At 68.2% G+C, this 24,354-nt stretch carries 18 protein-coding genes; 7 read left to right on the plus strand and 11 right to left on the minus strand.

Annotated features, from left to right (window positions below):
• Positions 1-4 precede the first annotated feature (4 nt).
• The 4 genes from A6B37_RS11295 to A6B37_RS11310 are packed head-to-tail and all read left to right on the plus strand — an operon-like array spanning position 5 to position 4,525.
• A complete protein-coding gene (locus tag A6B37_RS11295; protein ID WP_111825785.1) occupies positions 5-526 on the plus strand; it encodes a spore coat U domain-containing protein in 522 nt (173 codons plus the stop codon).
• Between the two features lie 8 nt (positions 527-534).
• Positions 535-1,257: a molecular chaperone gene (locus A6B37_RS11300; RefSeq protein WP_168202177.1), complete on the plus strand. Its 723-nt coding sequence runs from the start codon at positions 535-537 to the stop codon at positions 1,255-1,257.
• Positions 1,254-3,560: a fimbria/pilus outer membrane usher protein gene (locus tag A6B37_RS11305; protein ID WP_246842452.1), complete on the plus strand. Its 2,307-nt coding sequence runs from the start codon at positions 1,254-1,256 to the stop codon at positions 3,558-3,560. Before A6B37_RS11300 ends, A6B37_RS11305 begins: the two co-directional genes overlap by 4 nt.
• Complete coding sequence (locus A6B37_RS11310) at positions 3,557-4,525, plus strand: spore coat U domain-containing protein (RefSeq protein WP_111825787.1); 969 nt, start codon at positions 3,557-3,559, stop codon at positions 4,523-4,525. Before A6B37_RS11305 ends, A6B37_RS11310 begins: the two co-directional genes overlap by 4 nt.
• 3 nt (positions 4,526-4,528) lie before the next feature.
• On the opposite strand, the gene A6B37_RS11315 is transcribed toward A6B37_RS11310, so the two are convergent.
• Positions 4,529-4,762: a hypothetical protein gene (locus tag A6B37_RS11315; RefSeq protein WP_111825788.1), complete on the minus strand. Its 234-nt coding sequence runs from the start codon at positions 4,760-4,762 to the stop codon at positions 4,529-4,531.
• Positions 4,763-4,968: 206 nt separating this feature from the next.
• Here A6B37_RS11315 and A6B37_RS11320 point away from each other — a divergent pair, with 206 nt between their 5' ends.
• Positions 4,969-7,326, plus strand: a complete 2,358-nt coding sequence (locus A6B37_RS11320) for a mechanosensitive ion channel domain-containing protein (protein ID WP_102773901.1) — start codon at positions 4,969-4,971, stop codon at positions 7,324-7,326.
• A gap of 19 nt (positions 7,327-7,345) precedes the next feature.
• Here the strand turns inward: A6B37_RS11320 and A6B37_RS11325 are convergent, their stop codons facing one another.
• Complete coding sequence (locus A6B37_RS11325; RefSeq protein WP_111826317.1) at positions 7,346-8,359, minus strand: helix-turn-helix domain-containing protein; 1,014 nt, start codon at positions 8,357-8,359, stop codon at positions 7,346-7,348.
• Between the two features lie 190 nt (positions 8,360-8,549).
• Here A6B37_RS11325 and A6B37_RS11330 point away from each other — a divergent pair, with 190 nt between their 5' ends.
• Complete coding sequence (locus A6B37_RS11330) at positions 8,550-11,867, plus strand: autotransporter outer membrane beta-barrel domain-containing protein (RefSeq protein WP_168202178.1); 3,318 nt, start codon at positions 8,550-8,552, stop codon at positions 11,865-11,867.
• Between the two features lie 75 nt (positions 11,868-11,942).
• Here the strand turns inward: A6B37_RS11330 and A6B37_RS11335 are convergent, their stop codons facing one another.
• The 8 genes from A6B37_RS11335 to A6B37_RS11370 form a co-directional block, all read right to left on the minus strand.
• The gene (locus A6B37_RS11335) at positions 11,943-13,160 is read right to left on the minus strand and encodes a hypothetical protein (protein ID WP_111825790.1); all 1,218 of its coding nucleotides are present in this window, start codon (positions 13,158-13,160) and stop codon (positions 11,943-11,945) included.
• Positions 13,161-13,569: 409 nt separating this feature from the next.
• Positions 13,570-15,780 (minus strand): TonB-dependent siderophore receptor, encoded by a 2,211-nt coding sequence (locus A6B37_RS11340; RefSeq protein ID WP_111825791.1) that lies wholly within the window; start codon positions 15,778-15,780, stop codon positions 13,570-13,572.
• Between the two features lie 100 nt (positions 15,781-15,880).
• Positions 15,881-16,888 (minus strand): siderophore ABC transporter substrate-binding protein, encoded by a 1,008-nt coding sequence (locus tag A6B37_RS11345; RefSeq protein ID WP_111825792.1) that lies wholly within the window; start codon positions 16,886-16,888, stop codon positions 15,881-15,883.
• On the minus strand, positions 16,885-17,661 hold the full coding sequence (locus tag A6B37_RS11350) for an ATP-binding cassette domain-containing protein (protein WP_111825793.1): 777 nt from the start codon (positions 17,659-17,661) through the stop codon (positions 16,885-16,887). Before A6B37_RS11350 ends, A6B37_RS11345 begins: the two co-directional genes overlap by 4 nt.
• Positions 17,658-18,605 (minus strand): iron chelate uptake ABC transporter family permease subunit, encoded by a 948-nt coding sequence (locus tag A6B37_RS11355; RefSeq protein ID WP_111826318.1) that lies wholly within the window; start codon positions 18,603-18,605, stop codon positions 17,658-17,660. The genes A6B37_RS11350 and A6B37_RS11355 overlap by 4 nt, the downstream gene beginning before the upstream one ends.
• A complete protein-coding gene (locus A6B37_RS11360; protein WP_111825794.1) occupies positions 18,605-19,546 on the minus strand; it encodes an iron chelate uptake ABC transporter family permease subunit in 942 nt (313 codons plus the stop codon). The genes A6B37_RS11355 and A6B37_RS11360 overlap by 1 nt, the downstream gene beginning before the upstream one ends.
• A complete protein-coding gene (locus A6B37_RS11365) occupies positions 19,546-21,300 on the minus strand; it encodes an ABC transporter ATP-binding protein (protein WP_111825795.1) in 1,755 nt (584 codons plus the stop codon). The genes A6B37_RS11360 and A6B37_RS11365 overlap by 1 nt, the downstream gene beginning before the upstream one ends.
• Positions 21,294-23,090 carry an ABC transporter ATP-binding protein gene (locus A6B37_RS11370; RefSeq protein WP_111825796.1) on the minus strand — a complete coding sequence of 599 codons (1,797 nt, stop codon included), beginning with the start codon at positions 23,088-23,090 and terminating at the stop codon, positions 21,294-21,296. The genes A6B37_RS11365 and A6B37_RS11370 overlap by 7 nt, the downstream gene beginning before the upstream one ends.
• Before the next feature lie 140 nt (positions 23,091-23,230).
• On the opposite strand from A6B37_RS11370, the gene A6B37_RS11375 reads away from it, so the two are divergent.
• Positions 23,231-23,923 carry a TetR/AcrR family transcriptional regulator gene (locus A6B37_RS11375; protein WP_111825797.1) on the plus strand — a complete coding sequence of 231 codons (693 nt, stop codon included), beginning with the start codon at positions 23,231-23,233 and terminating at the stop codon, positions 23,921-23,923.
• On the opposite strand, the gene A6B37_RS11380 is transcribed toward A6B37_RS11375, so the two are convergent.
• Positions 23,920-24,246 carry a DUF2007 domain-containing protein gene (locus A6B37_RS11380; protein WP_111826319.1) on the minus strand — a complete coding sequence of 109 codons (327 nt, stop codon included), beginning with the start codon at positions 24,244-24,246 and terminating at the stop codon, positions 23,920-23,922. The genes A6B37_RS11375 and A6B37_RS11380 overlap by 4 nt on opposite strands.
• Positions 24,247-24,354: the final 108 nt, after the last annotated feature.

Raw genomic sequence — 24,354 nt, forward strand, 5'->3', positions numbered from 1 at the left:
AGCAATGAAAACCATTGGTTTTGTCGCGGTGCTGTCTGCAACCCTGGGCGCGGCCCTGCCAATCGCAACCCAGGCCCAGACTTATCAAAACGGGACGGCCACGTCGACTTTCACGGTTTCCCTGACCGTGCAGGCGAATTGCACGATCAAGGCCGACCCGCTCGTGTTTCCCTCGACCGGCCTGCTAAGCGCGCCGGTGAACCAGGAAACCAGGCTCAATGTCACCTGCACCAATACCACGCCCTATAACGTCGGCCTGGATGCCGGCTCGGTGACGGGCTCGACGGTCGCCAACCGGCGGCTTGCAGGCACGGCGGCGGGCAACACCGGCACCACCGTCGGCTATCAGCTCTATCAGAACGCCGGCCGCACGACGGTCTGGGGCAACACCCAGGGCACCGACACCGTGGGCGGCACCGGCACCGGCGCGGTCCAGACGCTCACTGTCTACGGGCAGGTGCCGGCCCAGAACGCGCCCAAGCCGGACACCTACCAGTCCACCGTCACGGCCACCGTTTATTTCTGAACATGACGATGCCCGGATTGATGCGCCAGGCGGCGGCAGTCTGCCTGATCGGCGTGGCCTCGCATGCGCACGCCGCCAATCTGCAGATCTCGCCGGTCCTGCTGAATCTGGACGGCGCCGAGCGCGCGGCGACCATGACGCTGCGCAATGAGGGCGCCGCGCCCATCTACGGCCAGGTGCGCGTGTATGCATGGAGCCAGACCCCCACCGAAGACGTGCTTCGGGAAACCGAGGCGCTGGTGGCCAGTCCGCCCATGATCCAGATCGCCCCAGGAGGAACCCAGGTGATCCGCCTGTTGCAGCATGAACCCGCGGCCCGCTCCGGCGAAACACCGTATCGCCTGATCATCGATGAAATCGCGCCGTCCGACTCCATGAGCGCAACCGGCGTCCAGGTCCGGCTGCGTTATTCGGTGCCGGTATTCGTAGGCGCCGCCCCGCAGGCTCCAGTGGAGCGGCAACTGACATGGTCGCTGGTGCGCGAGGGTCCGGACTGGGCCTTGCAGGTAAGCAATAGCGGCGCGCATCGCGCCCAGCTCAGCGACGTGACCCTGGTCGTCGGCGGCCGGAAGCATCGCGTGCGCGACGGGCTGCTGGGATACGTGCTGGGAAACAGCGTGCGGCAGTGGCGCCTGCCGTTCCGGCCAGAATTGGGCGGCCCCATTTCGGTGTCCGCGCGGATCAATAGCGTTCCGGGTCAGGCTGCGGTGCAATCCGGCACAGGGAAGTGAAGTATTGCGCCCGCGCCATCCCGTTGACCTTGATGATCGCGGCCGCGGCCGTCCCCTGGGCGGCGCGGGCGCAAGCCGCCGCCACACACGAAGAAGCGACCTTCGAGGTCTATCTGAATGTCAGTTTCGACGGCCAGCCCAGCCGCTACATCGCCCGATTCCAGGAAACGCGCGGCCACCTGTCGGCGCGCGGCATCGACCTGCGCAACATGGGTATCGACACCACTGCGCTGGGCGTGGCCGACGACGAACAGATCCCGCTGGACCGCATCGCCGGCCTGAAGTATCGCTACGACGCGGCCGCGCAAACAGTGGATCTTGATATGCCGGAGCGTCTGCGCATCCCGAACCGTATCGACGCCCGCGGGTTGACGCCGCCCGGCGCCGCCACCGCCGACCGCGGCTTTCTCGTCAACTACGACCTGTATGCCCGCACCGAGAGCGCCAGTCCGCTCGCGGTCTGGAGCGAACAACGCTATTTCGACAGGAACGGCGTCTTCAGCAATACCGGCTCCGCCTATCTTTACCGCGATCTGCGGCGCTATGTCCGGTACGACACGAGCTGGACGCACTCCGACCCCGCCACACTGACCGCCAGCCAGATCGGCGACACGATTTCCGGCTCGCTGACATGGTCGCGCTCCATCCGCATGGCCGGCCTGCAATGGCGGCGCAATTTTGCGCTGCGGCCCGACCTGGTGACCTTCCCCATGCCGGATTTCGCCGGCAGCGCCGTGGTGCCGTCCTCCGTCGACGTCTACATCAACAACATCCGCCGCTATTCCGGCGACGTGCCCAGCGGGCCGTTCGTGGTGGACAACGTGGCCGGCATCACGGGTTTCGGACAGGCCAACGTCGTCACCCGCGACGCCCTGGGCAGACCGGTATCGCAATCGCTGCCCATCTACATCGATACGCGGCTGCTGGCGCGGGGCATGTCGAGCTATTCGGTGGAGGCGGGCTTTCTGCGCCGCGCCTACGGGTGGAAATCGTTCGACTACAAGGACGACCCCGCGCTCAGCGCGACCTGGCAATACGGCGTATCCAACGCCCTCACGGTCGAGGCCCACGGCGAGACCACGCCGGGGCTGTACAACGCCGGCGCCGGCATGCTGGCGAAGCTGGGCACGGCGGGCGTGGTCAACGCCTCGCTGGCCGCCAGCACCGGACACGACAGCGGTCTGCAGGTCGGCCTGGGCTACCAGTACGTGGACCAGCGCTATTCCATCGATCTGCAGACCCTGCGCGCAGTCTCGGACTACGCCGACCTGGCGGCCAACGACGGCATCCCGACGGCCCGCGTCAGCGACCGCGCCACGCTGGCCGTTCCGTTGAACGGCGGCCAGACCGTATCGCTCAGCTATATCGGACAGCGCTATCCCGGCGTCAAAGCCGCCCATATCGGTTCTCTTTCCTACAGCACGCGCCTGGGCAGCCGCGCCACCCTGTCCATCAGCGCCTACCAGGACTTCAACGACAGCAACGGCCGCGGCGCCTTCCTGAGCCTGGGCATCGCGATGGACGACCTGTCCGTCAACGCCACGGCGGGGCGGCAGGACGGCGACGCCTATACCAACGTCAGCGCGATCCGCAGCCCCGACTACGGCGGCGGATTCGGCTGGGGCGTGCAGGCCGGCACCTACGCCGCCGGCCGCTACGAGCAGGGCTGGGTCCGCTACCTGGGCGACGCCGGCGAAATCACCGTCGGCGCGCAGCGCTATGACGGACGCACCGTCGGCGAACTCGACCTGAACGGCGCCCTGGTGTTCATGGACGGCGTGGCGCAGCCCTCGCGGCGCATCGACGATGGCTTCGCGCTGGTTTCCGCCGGCGAGCCCGACCTGCCCATCCTGCACCAGAACCGCGTCATCGGCCATACCGGCGCCAGCGGCCACCTGGTGGTGCCGGACCTGAACAGCTATCAGGCCAATACGCTGGAAATCGACGGCCTGAACCTGCCGCCCAATGCGCAGGTGACGTCCTACTCGCAGGACGTGGTGCCCCAGGCGCAATCCGGCGTGCTGGCGAAATTCGGCATCACCCGGGAGGCCGCGGCCACGGTGGACCTGCGCGACGATAACGGCAAACCGCTGCCGGTGGGCGCGCGAGTGGTGCACCGCGAAAGCGGCACGGAGGGCGTGGTGGGCTACGGCAGCCAGACCTTCGTGCGCGGGCTCGGGCCGCTCAATCATCTGGACGTGCGCGGGCGAGACCTGGCCTGCACCGCGCAGTTCCCATTCCAACAGCCGGACGACGGCAGCCTGCCCCGCCTCGGGCCGGTAACCTGTGCGAGAACGCCATGAAAGCCATCATCGCGGCGCTGCTCCTGGCGGCCTGCTGCCTGGCCGGAAACAGTGCGCAAGCGCAGACCTGCAGCGGCTCCATAAGCCCGATGACGTTTCCCAACGTGAACCCGCTGCTCGGCTCGGCGATCACGCAGTCGGGCACGCTGACAGTGACCTGCAACTGGGGCTTGCTCACGTCGGCCTATGCCCTCGTCTGCGTGAACCTGGGCATAGGCAGCGGGTCGACCGCCGCGGATCCCCGGCAAATGGCCAACGGCGCCAACCGACTGCAATACCGCCTTTCGCCGAATTCGTCCATGTCGCCCCTGTGGGGTTCGACCGCCAACGGCACCACGCCCATTTCCATTCAGTTCTCGCGGCCCCTGCTGGGCGGCCAGGTCACGTTCAACCAGCCCATCACCGGCCAGATCCTGGCCGGCCAGTACACCGTGCCCACGGCCAACAACGCCACCACCACCTACTCCGAAACCTTTGCCGGGGTCGCGACGGTCGACTACGGGTTCTATATGGTGGCGCGCCCTTCGTGCGCAAGTCTGAGCTCTCGCACCAGCTTCAACTTCACGGTGAACGCCAACGTAACCAACAACTGCACGATTTCGGCCACGCCGCTCAATTTCGGCGCGGTGTCCGATTTCAGCGTGGCGCATTCGGCCGACACGGCCCTGGCGGTGCGCTGCACCAACAACGACGCCTACCGGATACGTCTGAACGGTGGCCAGAACGGCACAGTAAGCCAGCGGTACATGCGTTCCAGCACCGGAAACCAGCTGGTGCGTTACGAGTTGCATACAACCGCGGCGCGCACGGTGCCGTGGGGCGACGGCACCGCAGGCACGGCGTTCGTCACCGGCACGGGCACCGGCAATGTCCAGCAGGTTCGGGTCTATGGCAGGGTCCCCGCCCAGACGGCGCCGCTTCCGGGCCAGTACAGCGACGTGGTGACGGCCACCGTCGAGTTCTGAGGATCAGAACTCGACCGTCCAGTACGCCTGGCCAGCCACGCGTCGCATGTGCCAGGGCGTCTGGTGCGCGCAGCGCACGGACGGACGGCCCGAGGCGCCGGTAACGGAGCAGACGCTGGGAACGGTGAAGCGCACGCTCATGGGCGCGACCGGCGAGGACTGCGCCTGCTGCGCGGCCAGCCCCAATCCGCCCGCGCACAGCAGCCCCAGCGCCGGCAACACGAATTTGGAGGCCATGAAAACTCCAGGCTAAAGTTGAACGTTCCGTATTAACGGCGAAAAAACGGCGCTTCTTAAACCCCGCGTTCGTTGCTTTCGCCCCCTTTGCCCGCAAAGGAGATTGACTAGTGGTTCGATCCGCGACGACAGCACCCATCGCCCCCCTGCCCCGCAAACCAGCCGCCCATCCCTGGCGGCGCCTGACGCACTGGCTGCTGGCGGCGATGCTGTGCTGGCTGTCGCTGGCCTGGCAATCCGCGGCCCAGGCCGCCAGCCCGCTGCTGCCGCAGCAACCGGCCGCCGCCTCCACCGAACTGACCCCGGCCGCCCTGGCCGACCTGCTGGAAAACGCCGAGGCACGCAAAGCCCTGGTGGACCAGTTGCGCGCGCAGGCGTCCGGCGCCAAGCCCGCCGCGCCCGCCGCCGCCGAGGCGCCGGCGGAGCCCGGCCTGCGGGAACGCATGGCCGACGGGGTGCAGCGCTTCCTGACCGGCCTGGCCGCCGATATGGGACAGGGCGTGGACGACATGCGCAGCCTGGCCTCGGGGCGCAGCCTGCGCATGGACGGCGACGCGGCCAGCAGCGCGCTGCTGCCGCTGGCGCTGGCCGCCGCGGCCACGATCATCGCCTTTCTGCTGCTGCGCGCGATCGCCATGCTCGTCTACACGCGCATCGACCGCTGGGTGGCCGAACACGGCTGCGAGGCCGAGGCCTCGCGCAAGCCGGGCGCGCCGCTGACCATGCGCGTGCTGTCGCGGCGCGCCGGCGCCATCGTGGGCGCGGTGGCCATAGACGCGGCGGTGGTGCTGCTGGCGGCGATGGCCGGCGCGGCCGCCGCCCTGTGGAGCACGCCCGGCCGCGGCACGCTGGACCCGCTGGCGACCGTGTTCCTGCAGGCCTTCGTCTACGTGGAGATCGTCAAGGTGCTGGTGCGCACGGTGTTCGCGGTGCGCCATCCGCACCTGCGCCTGCTGCCCATGACCGACGAGCTGGCCCGGTACTGGGCCGCGTGGCTGCAGCGCATCGTCACGGCAGCCGGCTACGGCACGCTGCTGATCGACCCGGTGATGTCGGCCGCGCTGTCGCCCGCGCTGGGCCGGCTGGCCAGCATGGTCATCATGCTGGCCGTGTACGTCTACGCGGTGCGCGTGATCTGGCAGAACCGCCAGCCGGTGCGCGAACGCCTGGAACGCCGCGCCGCCAACGCCGCCACCTTCATGGGCTCGCGCCTGCGCATCCTGGCGCGCGTGTGGCACGTGCTGGGCATCGGCTACTTCACCATCCTGCTGGTGGTCAGCCAGATCGACCCGATCAACGCCCTCCCCTTCATGGCGCACGCCACCGCCCAGACCCTGCTGGTCATCGGCGTGGGCAGCCTGCTGATCCTGCTGCTGAACACCATGCTGGCCAAGCCCATCCGGCTGGCCGACGACCTGCGCCGGCGCCTGCCGCTGCTGGAGGCGCGGGTCAACGCCTACGTGCCGGCGGCCCTGAAACTGCTGGGCTGGATCATCCGCATCGTGATCCTGCTGCTGATCCTGGACGCGTGGCACGCATTCGACCTGTCGCGCTGGCTGGCCTCGGACGCCGGCGCCGCCGCCATCAAGGTGGTGCTCAACATCGTCATCGTTCTGCTGATCGCGGCGCTGGCCTGGACCGTGATCGCCAGCATCATCGAGCACCGTCTCAGCCAGCGCGAGGGGCGCGGCATGCCCAGCGCGCGCGAGCGCACGCTGCTGGCGCTGTTTCGCAACGCCGCGCTGATCGTGATCGTGGCCATGACGCTGATGGTGCTGCTGTCGCAGATCGGCATCGACGTGGGGCCGCTGATCGCCGGCGCCGGCGTGGTGGGCCTGGCCATCGGCTTCGGCGCGCAGAAGCTGGTGCAGGACATCATCACCGGGGTTTTCATCCAGCTTGAAAACGGCATGAACGAGAACGACGTGGTGCAGGTGGCCGGCGTGTTCGGCACGGTCGAGAAAATGACCATACGCTCGGTCGGCATCCGCACGCTGGACGGCGGCTACCACCTGGTGCCGTTCTCCTCGGTGGACGTGGTGGCCAACCACATGCGCGACTTCTCCTACCACCTGGGCGAATACACCATCGCCCACCGCGAAAGCGTGGACGACGCCATCGAGCATCTGCGCGCGGCCTTCGCCGAACTGATGACCGACACCGTGCTGGGGCCGGAAATCCTGGAGGAAATGACCGTGGCCGGCGTCACCGCCGTGAACGAAAAGGGCGTGACCATCCGCATCCTGATCAAGACCACTCCGGGCATGCAATGGGCGGTGCAGCGCGGCTACAACCGGCTGCTGAAAAAGCATTTCGACGCCGCCGGCATCGAGCTGCCCTACCCGCACACCGTGGTGTACTTCGGCCAGGACAAGCGCGGCTACGCGCCCCCGGCCAACGTGTTCATGCAGACCGAACGCCCCGACGAGGGCGACAACGCCCGCGCCGCCGGCCACACGCGCCGCCGCCTGGAACCGGAAACCCCGGGCGGGGACGCGGCCGAGGTGCTGGGCAACGAACTGGAGGCCCGCGCCGAACCCGAGGACGACACGCCGCGCGCCTAGCGGCGGCCTGGCGGGCCCGTCAGCCCGACAGGCCCGAGACCCAGGCCTTGAACACGTTGTCGGCCATGGCCTGGTTGCGCTCGCCCAGGCGATGCGCGCGGGCGCCGGACAGCGCGTCGGCCCGCAGCTCGCTGGGCGAGCAGCCGAAGCGCTGCTTGAACGCGCGGCTGAAATAGGCGTCGCTGGAGAAGCCGCAGCGATGGGCCGTCATGGCGATGGTCGAGGTGTTCGACGGGTTCGACAGCATGGCGAACGCGCGCACCAGCCGCCTTTCCTGCACATATCCGGCCACGCCGCCGTGGTCGGCGAAAAGCCGGTACAGGCTGGAACGCGAGATCGAGCACGCCCCCGCGATCCCTTCGGGATTCAGCGCCGGGTCGGCCAGATGCGCCTCGACATGGCGCCGCGCCCGCATCAAGGCCGTGGCCTTGCCCCCCGCGCGGGCCTTGGCCGGGCCGCCTTGCAGGCCGCCCACGCAGGCCGCGATCAGGCCCTCGGTCGCCGACAGGATGCCGCTCACCTGGCCGGCGTCGATCGAGCCAATGGAAGTGGACAGCGCGCGCAGGTATTCGTACAGCAGCGTGATGCTGCCGCCCTCCACGAACTGGCCATGCAGCCGTTCGGGCTGGCGGACCAGCCCGGCCATCGTGGCGCGCGGCAGGATGACCGATAGATTGCGCGTGGAGATGGGCGCGCGTTCCAGCGGCTGGCCCAGGTCCATGGTCAGCATCCGGGGCTTCTGGCCGGCGTGCGCGGGCGCATCGAACCGCAGCATCACGTGGTCCAGCATGTCGGCCCGGACCTTGCGGGCGGAACGCTCGAACACGAAGGGGTCCACCTCCATGTTGCTGAAGATCATGCCGCCCAGATTGAAGCTGCGGACGTCGACGCGGAGATCCCGCCGGCCGTCGATCGTATCGATGTCGAACATCGCGCCCATGCGATCGCGCCAGATCTCGAACCTGGCCTCTACGGGCAGTGCCGAGGTCTGAAAATGCCGCTGAGGAATGCCCACCACGCTCCTCCGTTTCATTTTGTATCAGACGGAATGTAGCACGCAGGGTTGCGCCCGCATGGCATTTTGGGACGCCGGGACAACAACCCGGCCGTCGATTGGGATGGACGTGCTAACGGCCCGCTTTTCATCCGGCCTAGACTCGTCCCGCCTGCTCGACCTACGCGCCGGCGACGCCCGGCTTTCGCCTTCCTGTCCGATTCCGCTTATGTCCCGCACATCCAGATTCACCCGCCCCCTGCTTGCCGCCTCGATCGCCGCCCTGCCGCTGTCCGGCCACGCGCTCGACATCGTGCCCATCAAGAACAAGAACGGGCAGACTGCCTTCGAAGCCCGCTTCTTCGGGCCGGGCGACGGCCCCTTCGCCGTATTCGACGAAGGCCCGGGCGAATACTCCACCTTCACGCTGTCGCCCGAACAGAAACGCAAGATCGTCTCCGGCCTGGAGTTGTGGGCCGAGATCGTCACGCTGCGGCCCGGCCACGTGCCGCCGGTCCTGCACATCGGCACCTACGACGAAGCCAACGCCGGCGCCATGAGCCCCGACGCGCCGGTCGCCGGCCGCGATACGCTCACGACCAGGCTGCTTGCCGCCATGGCGCGCGACGGCGGCCCCGAACCCAACGGCCATGCCAACATCGCCGTGGGCCGCCTCGACTTCGACGAGCTGGAACACGTGCCTTCGCAGCTGCCGCGCGACCCGTCCCGGCTCGATTTCTCCGGCGTCATGTTCCATGAGCTCGGGCATGCCCTGGGCATCCACAGCGGCGTGCAGGACGACCTCGAAGGCTCGCCCACGCCGCGTTTCGGCGAGCGCCTGAACCAATGGTCCGAGCACCTGCGCGACGACAACGGCAACCCGGCGCGCGCGGGCCAGGCCATCATGTGCAGCCAGTGCGACCACCCCTATAGCGCCGATGCCTTCGACGTGCGCAAGGACCAGGGCTATTTCTCGGGCCGGCACGTCGACGACGTGCTGGCCGGCGCCATGCCGGGCCTGCCGGTGCGCATGCTGTCGGCCGGCGTACTGGACGAGGACTACATGAGCCACATCGAGCTGCGCAACAGCCTGATGAGCCACCAGGACTACCGCAACTACACGAACTTCATGGAGGCCGAACTGGCCGCCATGCAGGACATGGGGCTGCAGCTGGACCGCCGCAACTTCTTCGGGTTCTCGATCTACGGCGACGGCCTGACGCTGGACAACCGCAACCCGTACGCCGCCCGCAACGCGGCCGGCACCGCGTACGTTCCCGGCGCGTACAACACCGCCACGCTCGGCCTGGGCCTGCACATCTACGGCGAACGCAACCGCGTGACCCAGTCGGCCGACCTGCTCAGCGCCGGCGACGGCGGCGCCGGCATCCGCGTGGACGGCAGCGCCAACACGCTGGCCATCGCGCCCGGCGTCCGCGTGCACGGCAACGGCTGGAACGGGCGCGGCATCATGTTCAGCTACGGCAGGGACCAGGTGCTGATCCAGCGCGGCGACGTGCAGGCGCTGGGCCGCGACGGCATCGCGCTGGCCTTCGACTTCGGCAACAACAGCATGGGCTCGGCGTCGGAATACCGCGGCTCCTACATCCGCGAAACCGAGGACGGGCCGCTGCCCCTGCTGCCCGAACTGGAAGGCCCGCTGGCCAGGCGGGTCGACATCAGCGGATCGGTCGCCGGCCGCCGCGCCGCCATCTACATGTCCGACAACGCCCTGGTCGGCGAAATCAACGTGCTGCGCGGCGCCTCCATCCAAGGCGACATCGTTTCCCTGTACGGGCGCGTCGACGAACAGGGCCGACAACGCCTGACCTCGCTCAACTTCGGCAGGCTGGCCGATGCGCAGGGCCGCGCGCTGGACGCGCCGGACGCCGGCTTTACGTTCCGCTACGACGGCAATATCCAGGGCATCCGCAACCTGCGCGTCGGGCTCGCGGGCGGCCAGACTTCCCTGAACGGCGAACACCGGCTTTATTCGCTGGACATCGCGCCGGGCGCCACGCTGTCCGGCAACAGCCGCTACACCATGAACGACGCCGGCGCGTTCCGCAACCGCGGCACGCTCAGCCCCGGCAACTCGTTCGGCAGCATCGCCATCGCCGGCAACTACGTGCAGGAATCCACCGGCCGGCTGGTGCTGGAAACCAACGCCAGCGGCGGGCGCGACACGCTTACCGTCAGCGGCCTGGCCTCCGTCGCGGGCGAACTGCACGTGGCCTTGCAGCCCGACTGGTACGCCGACGGCTGGACGGTGCGCTCCGCCGAGCTGTTCCAGCCCGCGCGCCAGGAAGGCGATTTCGACGTGCTGGTCGCCAGCATCGCGTCGCCCACGCTGCTGGTCGACACCCGCGACGACGCCGGCTCGCCGCAAGGCTACGCCTGGTCAGTCATGCGCAGCAGCGACGCCTACTCGCAATTCGCCCGCTCCGGCAACGGCGCGGCGCTGGGCCGGGCCCTGGGCCAGGCCTCCTCCGGACAACAGCTGCCCCTGCGCGACCTGTACCGCTCGCTGGACTTCTCCCGCATGGACGGCGCCGACGTCGCCACCGCGCTGGAACAGCTCGGCCCCGGCGCCTATGGCGCGCTGACGGCCGACGCCATCCAGCGCGACCACCGCGTGGGCGCGCTGCTGGGCACGCGCGGCCTGTTCACCGCCTTGCCGGCCACGCGCCCGTCCGGCTGGCAGGCCTTCGTGCAGCCCTACGGATACCACGCCACGCAGGACCGCCGCGAGGGTCTGGCCAGCCATCGCACCAGCGAAACCGGCGTGCTCGTCGGGCTCGAACGCAACACGCGCCAGGACTGGACCTACGGCCTGAACCTCAGCATCTCCGAACTCGACAGCACCAGCCGCTCGCCCCACAACGGCAAGGGTTCCAGCACGGCCTTCCAGCTGGGCGTGCACACGCGCTACCAGGCCGCGCAAGATCCGCGCCTGCATTTCGCCGCCTACGCCAGGGCGGGCGCCGAACAGGGCAGGATGAAACGCGGCGTCGGCTTCTCCGACTACCAGGCCAGCCACGATAGCGACTGGAACGGCGCCAGCTTCAACGCCGGCCTGGCCACCGCCTACGCCTGGCCGCTGAACCGGGCCGTTTCCGTCGGTCCCGTGCTGGGCCTGGACTACGTGCACGCCTATCGCCCGGGCGTGGACGAATCGGGTCCCGCGGCCAGCAGGCTGAACCTGTCCTCGCTCAAGGCCGACAGCCTGCAAAGCAGCCTGGGCCTCATGGCGCGCAGCGATTGGCAGCTGAAAAACGCCCGGCGCCTGCAAGGCTACATGGCCGTCACCTGGGAGCATGAATGGCTCTCCCGCTACGCCACGCAACAGGCCCGCTTCGCGGCCTCGCCCGGCATCGCCTTCGGGCAGCGGATCGCCGTCGGCGCGCCGGACGCCATGGGCCTGCGCGCCGGCCTGGATTTCGCGCCGCAGCCCAACGTCGCGGTGCGCGCCAGCGTGGCGACCCGGCTGTTCAGCCCGGGCCAGCAGGACGTCGGGGCGGACGTGTCGGTGTCGTGGGCGTTTTGAAGCGGTTCGGCAAAGGCAGGCGCAGCGTCGGGCTACGCCTGCCCTTGCGCTGCCTTTGGGCCGGCCGCTGCCCACTCAATTGGCCAGCAGCCTCACCGTCTGCGGGTTGTAGCCGGCATACGCGCCCCCGCAAGCCGAATACGGCTGCACCGCCGCGGGCATGCCCGTGGCGCGGATCGCCAGGTCTTTGCCGCCGGCGCGGATTTCCTTGTAGCGCTCGGCGGCCACGGCCCCGTCGGGCAGGAAGTAAAGAAGCACGCGGGTCAGGCCGCCGTCCGGATCGTTCCTGCCGGCGGCGCCGAAGGCCGGCACCGACACCGCCGCCTCGCGCCAGGCCTGCGGCGCTTCCTGGGTCTGCCAGCGCACGCGCAGCGGCTGCTCCAGGTCGAGCAGCACCGGGCTGCCGCCGCGCCCCGGGTCGCATGGCTGCGACAACAGGCTGCCCGCGGCATACGGCCCCATGTCGTAGGCCAGGCCATTGATCTCCACCCGGGCGATGGTCTCCGGCGTGTAGTTCTCCATCCCGACGATCGCCAGGCCCGGAATGCGAGCCGCCGCCATCCGGTCCTCGGTCATGCCCGAAAAGCGCGCCAGGGTCGGCGCCACCTCGACATGGTCGGCATAGTGGTAGTACTGGTACACCAGCAGCCCGGCCTCGCCGTATCCGTACGCGGGCAGCAGCTTGTCCAGTTGCGGATACGGCAGGCGGCGCAGCGGCAGCGAGGCGCCGCGCTTGCCGTCCGCGTCGGCGTATTGGTAGCGCTCGACTGTCTGCTTCAGGCGCGAACCCTCATACGGAAACGCCGCGCCGGAGGACGGCCCCGGATAACGGCGGAAACTGGAAAACGCCCGGTTCCCGGCCGAGGCCGGCTCCAGGTACGGCGACGCGCCCATCGACGTGGAAGCCTGGCGCATATCCAGCCAGACCGTGTCCCCGCTCAGATTCACGTGCGTCTCGGCGATCGCGGGATGCGCCTCGCTGAAGCGGTCGCGCCGGCCCTGCTCGATGGCGTCGCCGACCGGCACGATCAGGAGCGCCAGCAGCGTCGGCAGGAAAAGCAGCGCGTGCACGCGCCCGGGCACATCGCCCCGGCCGCGCACCATGTACACGATCCAGGTCAGCGCCAGCACCAGCGCCAGGGGACCGCCGAACAACACGCCATAGCTGAGCAACGCCGCCATGCCCCAGCCCAGGTTGTCGCTGGACACGGCCACCACGCCCAGGAAGGCCACCAGGCCCGCCAGGAGCAAGGAAACCGCGATGCCAAACCAATAGCCCCGAATGTTCTTCAACTGGACAGTCCTCTTCAATAGGCCCGGCCGCGCGCCATCGCGCCGCGCATCCGTTTCCAGGCTTTTCGGGGACAGTTTAAGCTCAGGCGGCAGCCGACACGACTGCCCGCTACTTTTGCGCCGGGGTCGCGCACGCAACCCTGCGTGGTATTGACGTCGCTCTCCTCCTCCATTCCCATGGGCAGTCACGGGCTGCCTGATGGACGTGCGCGGCGGGCTGTGACTCCCGCCGGCGTTCACGCCGCCGATGCCCGGAGACGATGCACGGCCTGAGGGTCCTTGCCCTGGTCCAGCGCGTTCAACACGAAGTCGAATGACGATAGCCGCGAGCTGAGGCAGTTTCTGGCGCTGGTGGACGAAGCGCAGGAGGACACAAACGCGTTCCGGGCCCGCTCAGGCGCGACCGGCTTTAAAAGTCCATTGAAGCAGACAGCATGAACGTGCGCGGCGCGCCGAGCGCCAGGCTCGACAGCTGAGGCATCGCCCAATAGGTCTTGTTCGTCAGATTGGTAATGCTGGCTCGCAGCGTGACGGGATGGTCGGCCACCCTGGTCGCGTAACGCGCGCCCACGTCGTAGGTCGTGTGCCCGGCGACCGACAGGGAATTGTCGGCGCTGATGTATTGCTTGGACACGGACGTCGCATTGGCCGTCAATGTCAGGCCCTGCACCGCCGGCACGTCCCACTCCACGCCCAGCTTGCCCTGAAGCCTGGGAATGCCTGTGGCCTGCCTGCCTTCGTTGGCGGCAATAGCGGCTTTCGTGACCTTGGCGTCGATGTACGCGACGCCGCCCATGAGGCGCACGCCCGGCATCGGCTCGCCGAAGAAGCCCCATTCCACGCCTTGATTGCGTTGTTTGCCGCCGAACGAAAATACGTTGGTGACGGGATCCACATAGCTGTTCGGCCTGTTTATCTCGAACAGCGCCAGCGTATGGGTGAAGTCGCCCAGGTCGACCTTGAGGCCGACTTCCTTCTGCTTGGTCTTGTACGGCGGAAAGAGCTGCCCCGCATTGGCGGCGGTTATCGGCGCGGTCTGGCCCTTGCTCAGGCCCTCGATATAGTTCGCGTAGAAGGAGACATTGTCCGTCGCCCTGATCAGCAGCGCGGCGGCCGGCGAGTTGGCGCCCGCGTCATAGCGGCCGGTCAACGCCCCGGTCGTCGGATTCAGGGTATCGCTGCGGACTTCCTGCCGACGCACGCCCAGGGTGAGCTGCACGCGGTCTTCGGCGAAGGACAGGGTGTCGGCCAGGCCGTAGCTGACCAGGCGCGTCTTGCTGCGCAATATCGGCGGCCAGAAGCCGGCGGGAGCCGGCCCCCAGTCCGGGTCATAGATATTGGTGACCCAATCCGCCCCGGGCACCGAGCGGCGGCCATAGTCCCGCTGGTCGTCAGAGTAGTACGTGGCGTTTAGAACCCACTGGTGCCCGATCGCGCCGGTCTGCAGCTTGCCGCGCAACCCGGCTTCGCCCGACGTCTTTTTCAGGTTCATGTTCAACTGGCCCATCGAAGTGCGCAAGTCGCCCGCGTCGTTGAACACCTGCGCCGACATGGCGCCGCTGTAGGTGTACTCCGTTCTGCTGGTGCCGATCGCCGCGTAGGCCATCAGGTTGTCGCCGACGTCGAACTCGCCGCGGATCATGGCCCCCCTGTCCTGGTTCTTCGCGTAACCCCAGTTTGGATTCAGCAGGGTGTCGGCCTTGGGCGGCCTGGGCACGCCGATGCCGGGCGCCAGGTTGATGCCGCGCGTCACGCCGTCTATGCGCTCATCGCTGTCGTACAGGTCGGCGGAAACGCGCACGCGCTCGCCGCGCCAGTCCAGCCCCAGCGCCGCCAACTGCGCGCGTCTCTTTTGATGGTCGATGGGGCCGTCTCCATTCCGGTACACGCCGTTAAAGCGCAGGCCGAACTGCTGGTTCTCGCCGAAGCGCCGGCCCAGGTCCACGTGTCCGCCGAACTGCGCGTCCGACATATAGGTCGCGCTCAGGCGCGTCAGCGGCTCCGCGCCGGCGCGCTTGGGCACCAGGTTGACGGTCCCGCCCACCGAGCCCCCGGGAGGCATGCCGTTCAGCAGGGCGGACGGCCCCTTCAGGACCTCGATGCGTTCGAACATGTCGGGCATGGTCCGGTAGTACGGGGCCATGCCGAACAGCCCATTGAACGACGTATCCGTCGTGCTGGCGTTGAAGCCGCGTATCGAGTAGGCCTCGCTCCATGCGCCCGCCACGCCATTGGTGAAAACCGACGGATCGGTCCTGGCGATTACGTCGGTGATGTCCCTGGCCTGCAGGTCCTCGATGTATTTTTCCGTATAGCTGATGACGGAAAACGGCGTCTCCATGAAATCCTTGTCGCCGAGAAAGCCCACGCGGCCGCCATACGTGACCTGTCCGCCCGCGTATGGCGTCGCCGACGCCTCGGCCTGCCCCGAGACCGTCACCGCCGGAAGCGTCTTCACCCCCGTCTCGGCGGCCTCCTGGGCCAGCGTCGCCGGCGCGACGGCGCCCAGCATCAGGCCGGACAGGGCCGCGGTGAGACGGTTGAAGAAAAGTACGGGGTCTGCCCGCCGTGCTTGCGGCGAAGGCAGTGCGACGCGGCCGCTATGGCGACGTTTGCTCATGGAATGCTCCGTTCGGTTGAGCTTGGATCGCCTGGAAACATCAGGCGACTGGGAATCATTTACATCTGGACCGGCAAAGACGCGCGCGGCGTCGAACGAATCAGTTCCGGTAGGCCTGCATCACGTCGTCGATCATGAGTTCGAGCGATTTCACGCTGGCGGCCGTGACGTACCACGCCTGCGCGTCCGCAAAGACCACGCGGCCGTTGCGCCACGCGGCGGTGTGGCGCAGCAGCGGGTTGCCCAGCGTCTCGGCGTCCATGACCGGACGGCGCTCCATCACGGCGCTGCGATCGACCACATAGACGATGCCGGGGTTCGCCTGCTGGATGAATTCGCTGGATATCGGCTGGCCATGCAGGCCGGCCTCGGCCGACGGGCTGGCGGGCTTGACGCCCAGCGCCTTGAAGATGAAGCCATAGCGCGACTGCGTCCCGAACGAACTGAACGCGCCGTTGTTGTGCAGCACGATGAGCGCCGTCTCCGGCCGGCCGCGGATGAGGTTTCTCGCCTGCTCGACCTTGGCGTCGAGTTCGGCGGCCCGCTGGCGCGCGAGGCCTTCCTTCTGGAAGATCCGACCCAGAGTCACGAGGTGATTCTTGACGATCTCGATGTGATCGGCCTGGCTGTCACGATAATCCACGTCGAAATGGATGGTCGGCGCGATCTTGCTCAGCTCTTTGTAGTGGTTCGCCTGCAATGACGTGATCAGGATCAGGTCCGGCTTGGCCGCATGCACGCGCTCCAGGTTGGGCTGGACGATCGCGCCCATGTCCTGCACCTGCGCATTCTTGTAGCGGGCAAGAAAGTGCGGCACGAAGTCCTTCGGCATGCCGGCGACCGGCACGCCCAGTTCGTCCAGAAAGTCGACCTCGTTCATATCCAGGGCGACCACGCGCTGCGGCAGCTTTTCGATGACGGTCGTGCCCAGCTTGTGCTGGACCGTGATGCTTGCGTAGGCCGGGGACGCCGGCTGGCCGGCGGCGGCCGGCGGCTGCGCCTGGGTCGACCCCGAGGCCTCCTGGCCGCAACCCTGCAGCGCGGCCATCGCGCTCATCGATAGCGCGAGCGATACGGCCAGCGCCCGCGGCCTTTGCGTGAGGATCATGTCAATTCTCCCGGTGGATTGAAGTAGTTGCACAGGCGTCCCCGTTCGCCCTGCGCGATCTCGAAATCCAGTCCATACAGCTCGCGCAGGCGGTCCTCGGTCACCACCTCGGGGACCGGGCCGGCGCAATGCACCGCGCCATGCTTCATCGCCACGATGTGATCGGAGTAGCTGGCAGCGAAATTGATGTCATGCACCACGAGAATCACGGTGCGGCCCTCCTCATCGCACAGCCGGCGCAGCGCTCGCATGATCTGAACGGCGTGCCTGATGTCGAGGTTGTTCAGCGGTTCGTCGAGCAGCAGGCAATCCGTCTGCTGCGCGATGGTCATGGCCAGGAAGGCCATCTGGCGCTGGCCGCCGCTCAGCTCGTCGAGATACGAGCCTCGCAGGCGATCCAGCGAGAGAAACGCGATGGCCTCGTCGATCTCCCGCAGATCGAGTGGCGTCAGTGCCCCGCGGCTGTAGGGAAAGCGGCCGAAGGCAACGAGTTCTTCCACCGTTAGGCGCAGATTGAATTCCGGGGCCTGGCGCAAGGTGGCGACACGCCTGGCGTATTCCGCGTTGCTCATGCCCGCGACGCTGGCGCCATCCAGCAGGATGTCGCCGCCGGTCGGCTCCAGCAACCGGGCGATCATCATCAGCAACGTGGTCTTGCCCGCGCCGTTCGGACCGATAAGCGAAGTCAGCGCGCCCGCGGGAAACTGCAGGCTCACATCGCGCAGGACGGACTTCGCGCCGTAGGTTTTCGAGAGGTGTCGGGTGGTGATCATGCCGTGCCCCGCGTGCGCGCCATCAGCGCGAGAAACCATCCGCCGCATACCAGGTTGACCAGGATGCCGACGGTGGTCTTGTAGTTGAAGAGATGCTCGACCGCGAGCTGGGCCAGGATGAAGATGCCCACGGCGATGGCGCAGCCCGTGGGCAGGGTGATCCGGTGCCTGCGCGTGCGCGCCAGCGCATAAGCGGTATTGGCGACGAAGATTCCCATGAAGGCGGTGGGCCCGAGCAGGCTGGTCGAGACAGCGACCAGCACGGCGATCAATGCGAGATGCAGGCGGACGCTGCGGTAGTGGTCCACCCCGAGCGAAATTGCCTGGTCGCGCCCCAGCGAAATCACGTCCAGCGTCGGCAGGTGTCTTTGGCCCGCCAGGCACACCGCCGCGACGACGGCGGCGGACACGAGCAGCAGCCCGGGCTGCGCCCGGCCGAACGACGCCTGGGTGAACCCGAGCAGAATCGAGAACTCGCCGGGGCTGGTTTTAAGCTGCACGAACTGCGTGAACGTGCCGATCACCATCGTCAGCACGAGCCCCACCAGCAGCAGGAAGTACACATTCTGGCCGCCGCGGCGGAACAGCCAGCGATGGAGAGCCCACGAGTAGCCCAGCATCAGCAGCACGGACAGGAAAAAATTGCCGTTCGCGCCCAGCGCCACCAGGCTCTGCGTTCCCATGGTCAGGACCATCAGGGACTGCAGGAACAGGTAGACCGCCTCATAGCCCATGATGGCCGGCGTGAGGATCCGATTGCCGGTAAGCGTCTGGAACACGATCGACGACCACGCGATGCAGACGCCGCCGATGATCATCGCCGCCAGCCGGCCGAGCCGCTTCGGGATGACGTAATCGAAGTCCAGGCCGGAGCGGAAGAACAGAAAAGCCGCCGCCAGCGCGAGGACCGCGGGCCAGATCATTTTCAGGGAAACGGCGCGCATCATCTGCGCTTCCACAAGATGAGCCCGAGAAACAGGGCGCCGCCGATGCCGCCGGCCGTCAGGCCGATGGGCACTTCGAACGGGTGCATCAACACGCGGCCGAGGATGTCGCACAAGAGCAGCAGCGACGCCCCCGCCAGGGCCACGACGGGCAAGGTCCGGCCGAGGTTGTCGCCATAATGGAGCGCGACCAGATTGGGAACGACCAGCCCGACGAACGGAATCGCCCCCACGGTGATGACGGTGACCGACACGGTGACCGCCACCAGCATCAAGCCCAGCGCGACGGTGGCCGCATAGTTCAGTCCCAGGCTGGACGCCATGCCCTCGCCCATGCCCGCCACGGTGAAGCGGTGGGCATACAGATAGGCCAGCGCGACGACCGGCAGAATCAGGTAGATGACTTCGTAGTTGCCCTGCACGATCCTGGAGAAGTCGCCCAGCAGCCAGCCCTGCATGCTCTGCAGGATGTTGTGGCGATAGGCGTGGAATTCCGCCAGCGCGCTCAGCACGCCGCCGTACATCAGGCCGATGACGGGGATGAGAATCGTGTTCTTGAATCTCACGCGGCGCACGATCGCCACGAAGCCCAGGCTGGCCGCGAAGCAGAAGCCCAGGGCGAACAGCATCCGCCCCGGCGTTCCGGTGGACGGCGCCAGCGTCATCGCCGCCAGGATGCCGAGCTTGGCGGCGTCCAGCCCGCCCGACGTGGCCGGTTCGACGAATTTGTTGCGGACGATGTGCTGCAGGATCACGCCGCAGACCGACAGCCCGATGCCGGTGAGCACCAGCGCCGCCAGCCGCGGCAGCCGGCTCGCGGTCAGCGTCAGCCACGCGTCGCCGGACAGCGAGAACAGATGCGACCAGGCCATCTGCCGGGCGCCGACCAGCAGCGATATGCCGCAGAGCGCGACGAACAGCGCCGACAGCCCCGCACGCATCAAACGCGCTCCCCGGCGATGCGCCAGCCCTTGGCGGCCTGACGCTGGCTGAGGAAGCGCGCATACCGTCCCTGGCTCTCGCGCAGCGCCGCGGGCGCGCCCTCTTCCACGATCCGGCCGCGCTCCATCACCGCGATGCGATCGGCCATCGCCACCGTGGAAAGCTGGTGCGCGATCACCACCAGCGTGCGCCTGCCGCGCAGGCGCGCCAACGTATCGGCGATGACGGCCTGGTTCTCCGCGTCCAGGGCCGCGGTGGCCTCGTCCACCAGCAGGATGGGCGCATCGCTGAGCAGCGCCCGCGCGATGGCGACGCGCTGCCGCTCGCCGCCGGACAGGCTTGCGCCGCCCTCGCCCACGGGCGTTTCGAGGCCCTGCGGCAGGCGCGAGGCGATTTCGGCCAAGCCAGCCTGGCGCGCGGCCTGCAGGAGTTCGGCTTCGGTGCAAGCGGGTTTGCCGGCGCGGATGTTGTCGGCGATGGTCCCGGTGAACAGATAGTTGTCCTGGAAAATCTGGCTGATCTGACCGACCAGCCGCGCGCTGGAGATCTGCCGCACGTCCACGCCGCCGACCCGCACGCTGCCTTCGTCCGCATCGAAAAAGCGCGCGATCAGCCGCGCCAGCGTGGTCTTGCCGGAGCCCGATTCGCCGATCAGGGCGATCATGCTGCCCGGTTCGACGCGCAGGTTCACGCCATCCAGCACATAGGGTTCGTCCGGGGCATAACGGAAACGGACATCGCGCAGTTCGACCGACGCATCGCGGGGCGCCTGCGGCGCATCCGGCTCCGGCAGGGGAGCGACCGCAAGCAATGCCGCTATCGCATCGAGCTGGGCGCGCGCGCCGCGCAGGACCTCGCCATAGCCCGCCACCTCCAGCAGCGCGTCGACGTAACGGCTTGCCAGCAGCATCGCGACGACGGCCGCCACCAGTTCCGCGGCCCCCGCGCCGCCGCCCAGCAACGCGTTGATCCACCAGGCCGCCGCGATCAGCAACGCGGCGAAGGCGGCCTGGACGGCCCAGACGTTCACGACGGCTGCGCCCGCCGACAGCCAGATCAGCCGCGCGCCCGAGCGGCGCTGCCGTTCGACGGCCTGCTCGAAGTGGCGCATCGCGCCGCCCTCCGCGCTGAAGGCGCGCAGCACCGATTGCGCCTGGGCGAACTCCACCACCCGCTGGCTGGCGTCGGCAAAGTGTTGGTGAAAAGCGTTGTCGGCGCGCCGCGCCAGCCGCGCCGTAAGCAGCAGGACGCCCGCCAGCAGCGGCAGCGCCGCCAGGGCGATGGCGCCCAGAACCCAATGCTGCGCGAACAAGGCGAACGCCAGCGCCACGGGCGTCGTGACGCCGGCGATGACGGGCGTGAACACGTGCGCGGGAAGCTGGGCCACGGACATCATGCCCTGCGTGACGATATGCCCGAGGCGGGCCGTGTTCCGCGGCGTGAACCAGCCCACGGGCAGGCGCGCCACATGGTCGCCGAGCCGGTGGCGGCCGCCTTGCAGAAGGGCCACGCCCACGCGCACGCCGGCGCGCTCGACGCGGCCTCGCAGCGCCCAGCACAGCCCCGTCCCGGCCAGCAGCGCGGCCAGCCACGGAGCGGCCGCCCCTGCATTTCCCCCCAGCAGGTGGGTGAGCGCCGGCGCGACGCAGGCGATCGTCAGGCCGCACAGCACGCCATAGGCGACGGCCAGCCAGGCGTAGCGGCGCAGGACAGCGGCGTTCCCGCCCAGCAACGATATCAAGGACTTCAGCATGACGGCTCCTCCTGCGCCACGGCGTTTTCATGGCCGCCCAGCTTCCAAAGCCGCGCGTAGCTGCCGCCCTGCGCCAGCAGATGCTCATGCCGGCCTTGCTCGGAGATGACGCCATCGTCCAGGACGAGGATGCGGTCGGCGTGCATCACCGTGTCCAGCCGGTGCGCGATCACCATCAGCGTGCGTCCCTGGGCGAAGCGCGACAACGCGGCCTGGATCGCCGCCTCGTTGCCGGCGTCGGCCGATGCCGTGGCTTCGTCCAGCACCAGCACGGGCGGGTCCAGCAGCACGGCGCGCGCGATGCTCAGGCGCTGCCGCTCGCCGCCGGACAGCTGCGCGTCCTCGCCGATCACCGAGTCATAGCCGCGCGGCAAGGCCAGGATGCGCTCATGGATGTTGGCCGCGCGCGCGGCGGCCTCGATCTCATGCTGGCTTGCGCCGGGCCGGCCCAGCGCGATGTTGTCGCGCACGCTGGCATGGATCAGGCGCACCTCCTGCAGTACGAAGCCCACCCGCCGGTAGAGCTGCGCGCTTTCGATCTGGCGCAAGTCGGCGCCGCCGAGCGTGATGCGGCCCTCGTCCGGATCGAAGAATCTGAGCAGCAGCCGCGCCAGCGTGGATTTTCCCGCGCCGGACGGGCCGACGATGGCGGTAACGGTGCCGGGCTCCAGGGTGAAACTGATATTCGACAGGGCCGCGCGCCCGGCGTCGTAGGAGTAGCTCACGTTCTCGAATCGGACTTCATGCCCCGCGGGCGTCTGCTGGCGTCCAGGCGCCGGCGCTTCCAGCACCGGGGTTTCCAGCAACGCCAGCACGCGCTGCGCGGCTCCCGTGGCGCTGCCCAGGTCGTGCACCAGCGTATGCAGCAGCAGCAGCGGGCCGCAAATGCCCGGGGCCACCAGGGCGAATGCCAGCACGTCCACCGGCGCCATCCATTCCAGGCCCACGAACAGCGCGCCGAACCCCAGCACCACGCCCAGCACGGTGACCGGCGAAATCATTGCGTGGGCATGGGCCATGGCCGCGACCAGCGGACGCGTGAACTCGGCGAAAGCCTCGGCGAATCCGTCGACCGCCTCGCGGTAGCCGCGATGCGCCCGGCCGGGGTCGCCGAACGCCTTGGCCACGGCGATCCCGTTGACGAACTCGACCGTCGCGCCATTGAGGCGCCCAAGCTGGGCGACGAAGGCCTGCATATTCGTTCCGCTGGCCTTCATCGCCCGGCGCAGGAACAGGAAGAAGCCGGAGAACGGCGCCAGCACCACGAGGGCGAGGCGCCAGTCCTGCCAGAACAGGTAGATGGCGGAGACCCCGATGACGCCGGCCGCGCGCGCCACCGCCGTGAAGAAGTGCGCCGTCAGACTGTGCAGGGTTCCCATATCGTCCTGCAGCGCCTGCTTCACCTCGCCGGACGCCTTGCCCGTGAACCAGCCCAGCGGCGCCAGCGCCAGCCGCCGCGCGCCGGCCAGCCGCAGGCGATGGGTGATGCGGTTGTCGGCCAGGTGGACCGTCAATTCACCGGCGGAAATCAACAGCATGCCGGCGAACATGGCGGCGATGCCGACGACGAGGGTCCGCCAGATCTCGGGCCAGGCGTCGGCCGCGCTGCCGGCGCTGGCAAGAACGATGCGCGCGATGTGCGCGATGGCCGCCAGTGGCGCCAGCGTAAGCATGGCGCCCGCCGCGGCCAGCATGCACGCGACGATGAGTTGCCCGCGGATGGGGGTCAACACCAGACTGAGCGGGCCGGCATGGCGAGGGGTGGCCGGCGCGGCTCCGGAAGGACTCATGAACGAAATACCAAGACGTTGGTGATAATTATTTGCATTACTATAAACTAAATTTTCTAATTAGTTTCATGACTACAAACTAAATATTCGCCAGGCAGGTTAAAGTGCCGGGTACGCGACATCACGAACCGGGAACAGACATGCAGCAGCCAGCGCGCCGCGCCACGCGGGGACGCCCTCCCACCATCACCCGCGAGCGGATCGCCGATGCCGGCATCGCGCTGGGCCTGCCCAACATCACCTTCGTCGGCCTGGCGGCGGCCATGGGCGTGAGCCACATGGCGCTCTACAAGCACGTGGCCGGTCTCGAGGAGCTCAAGCGCCTGGTGGCCGACGAGATCTTCCGCCGCTGGCAGATCCCGCAAGCCTGTAGCAACGACGTCGGCGAGCTGAAGCAATACCTGACCCTGTTCGCCGCGTCGGTGCGGGAGTTCGTGAAGTCCCACCCGGGCGTGACGCCCTACGTGATCCGCAGATTGGCGGCGACGCCGGCCATGGTCGCGAAAATCGAGGGACACCAGCGCCATATCGCCGGCGCGTACGGAATTTCGATGGAACAGTCCCGGATTCTGCTGGCGACCGTGGCCTTCCACGGCATGGCGGTGGCCGATACCGTATATTCCGTCGCCGGCCGGGAACCTGCCGTGGAGGCCGCGCGCGCGGCTGAAGAATCAGAGATGGAAACGGAACTCGATCAAGGCATGCAGGCCCTGATCATCGGTTTGCTCGATATGCTGGAGAACGACTCGCCACGAAAGGCGGCGGCCCGCCGAAAGACGGAATCGAGCGGAACGGACTCCGACCGCCGTGACGAGGCCGCGCTCGACGGCTAGCCGCCGGACGCCTTGGCGGGACGCGCGGCCCCGCACTGCCAGCAGGTAGAGAACTGCGGCTCCAGCCATTCGCCGCAGGCATCGCAGTACCAGTGCGGCAGGTCGCGCGCCGCGGCGCCGTACCCCTCGATGAGACGCATGGCGGCGGCGCGATCGTCCTCGCTCTCGATCCACAGGTCGGGGCCGCACTGGTCGACCGGGATCTCCCCCGCCGCCCCCTGCAGGTAGCGGCCGCTCACGTGGCAGGCGATGCCCGCCTGCTGCAACAGGTTGGCCCAATGCTGGCCGAGGAGCAAGTCTGGCGCGCGGATCAATCGGATCATGAGTGCCACCACTGGAAGAAGGACTACTTGCATCATAAAAGCAGATGTAAGCTGGTGTCCCGCGCTGGCGCCGCCGGCCTTCCAACTCTCTTCAGATCGAATCTGCAT

Origin of the sequence: Achromobacter sp. HZ01 (genome assembly GCF_003267925.1) — a bacterium.
In the GTDB taxonomy this organism is placed as follows: Bacteria; Pseudomonadota; Gammaproteobacteria; order Burkholderiales; family Burkholderiaceae_B; genus Achromobacter; species Achromobacter pulmonis_A.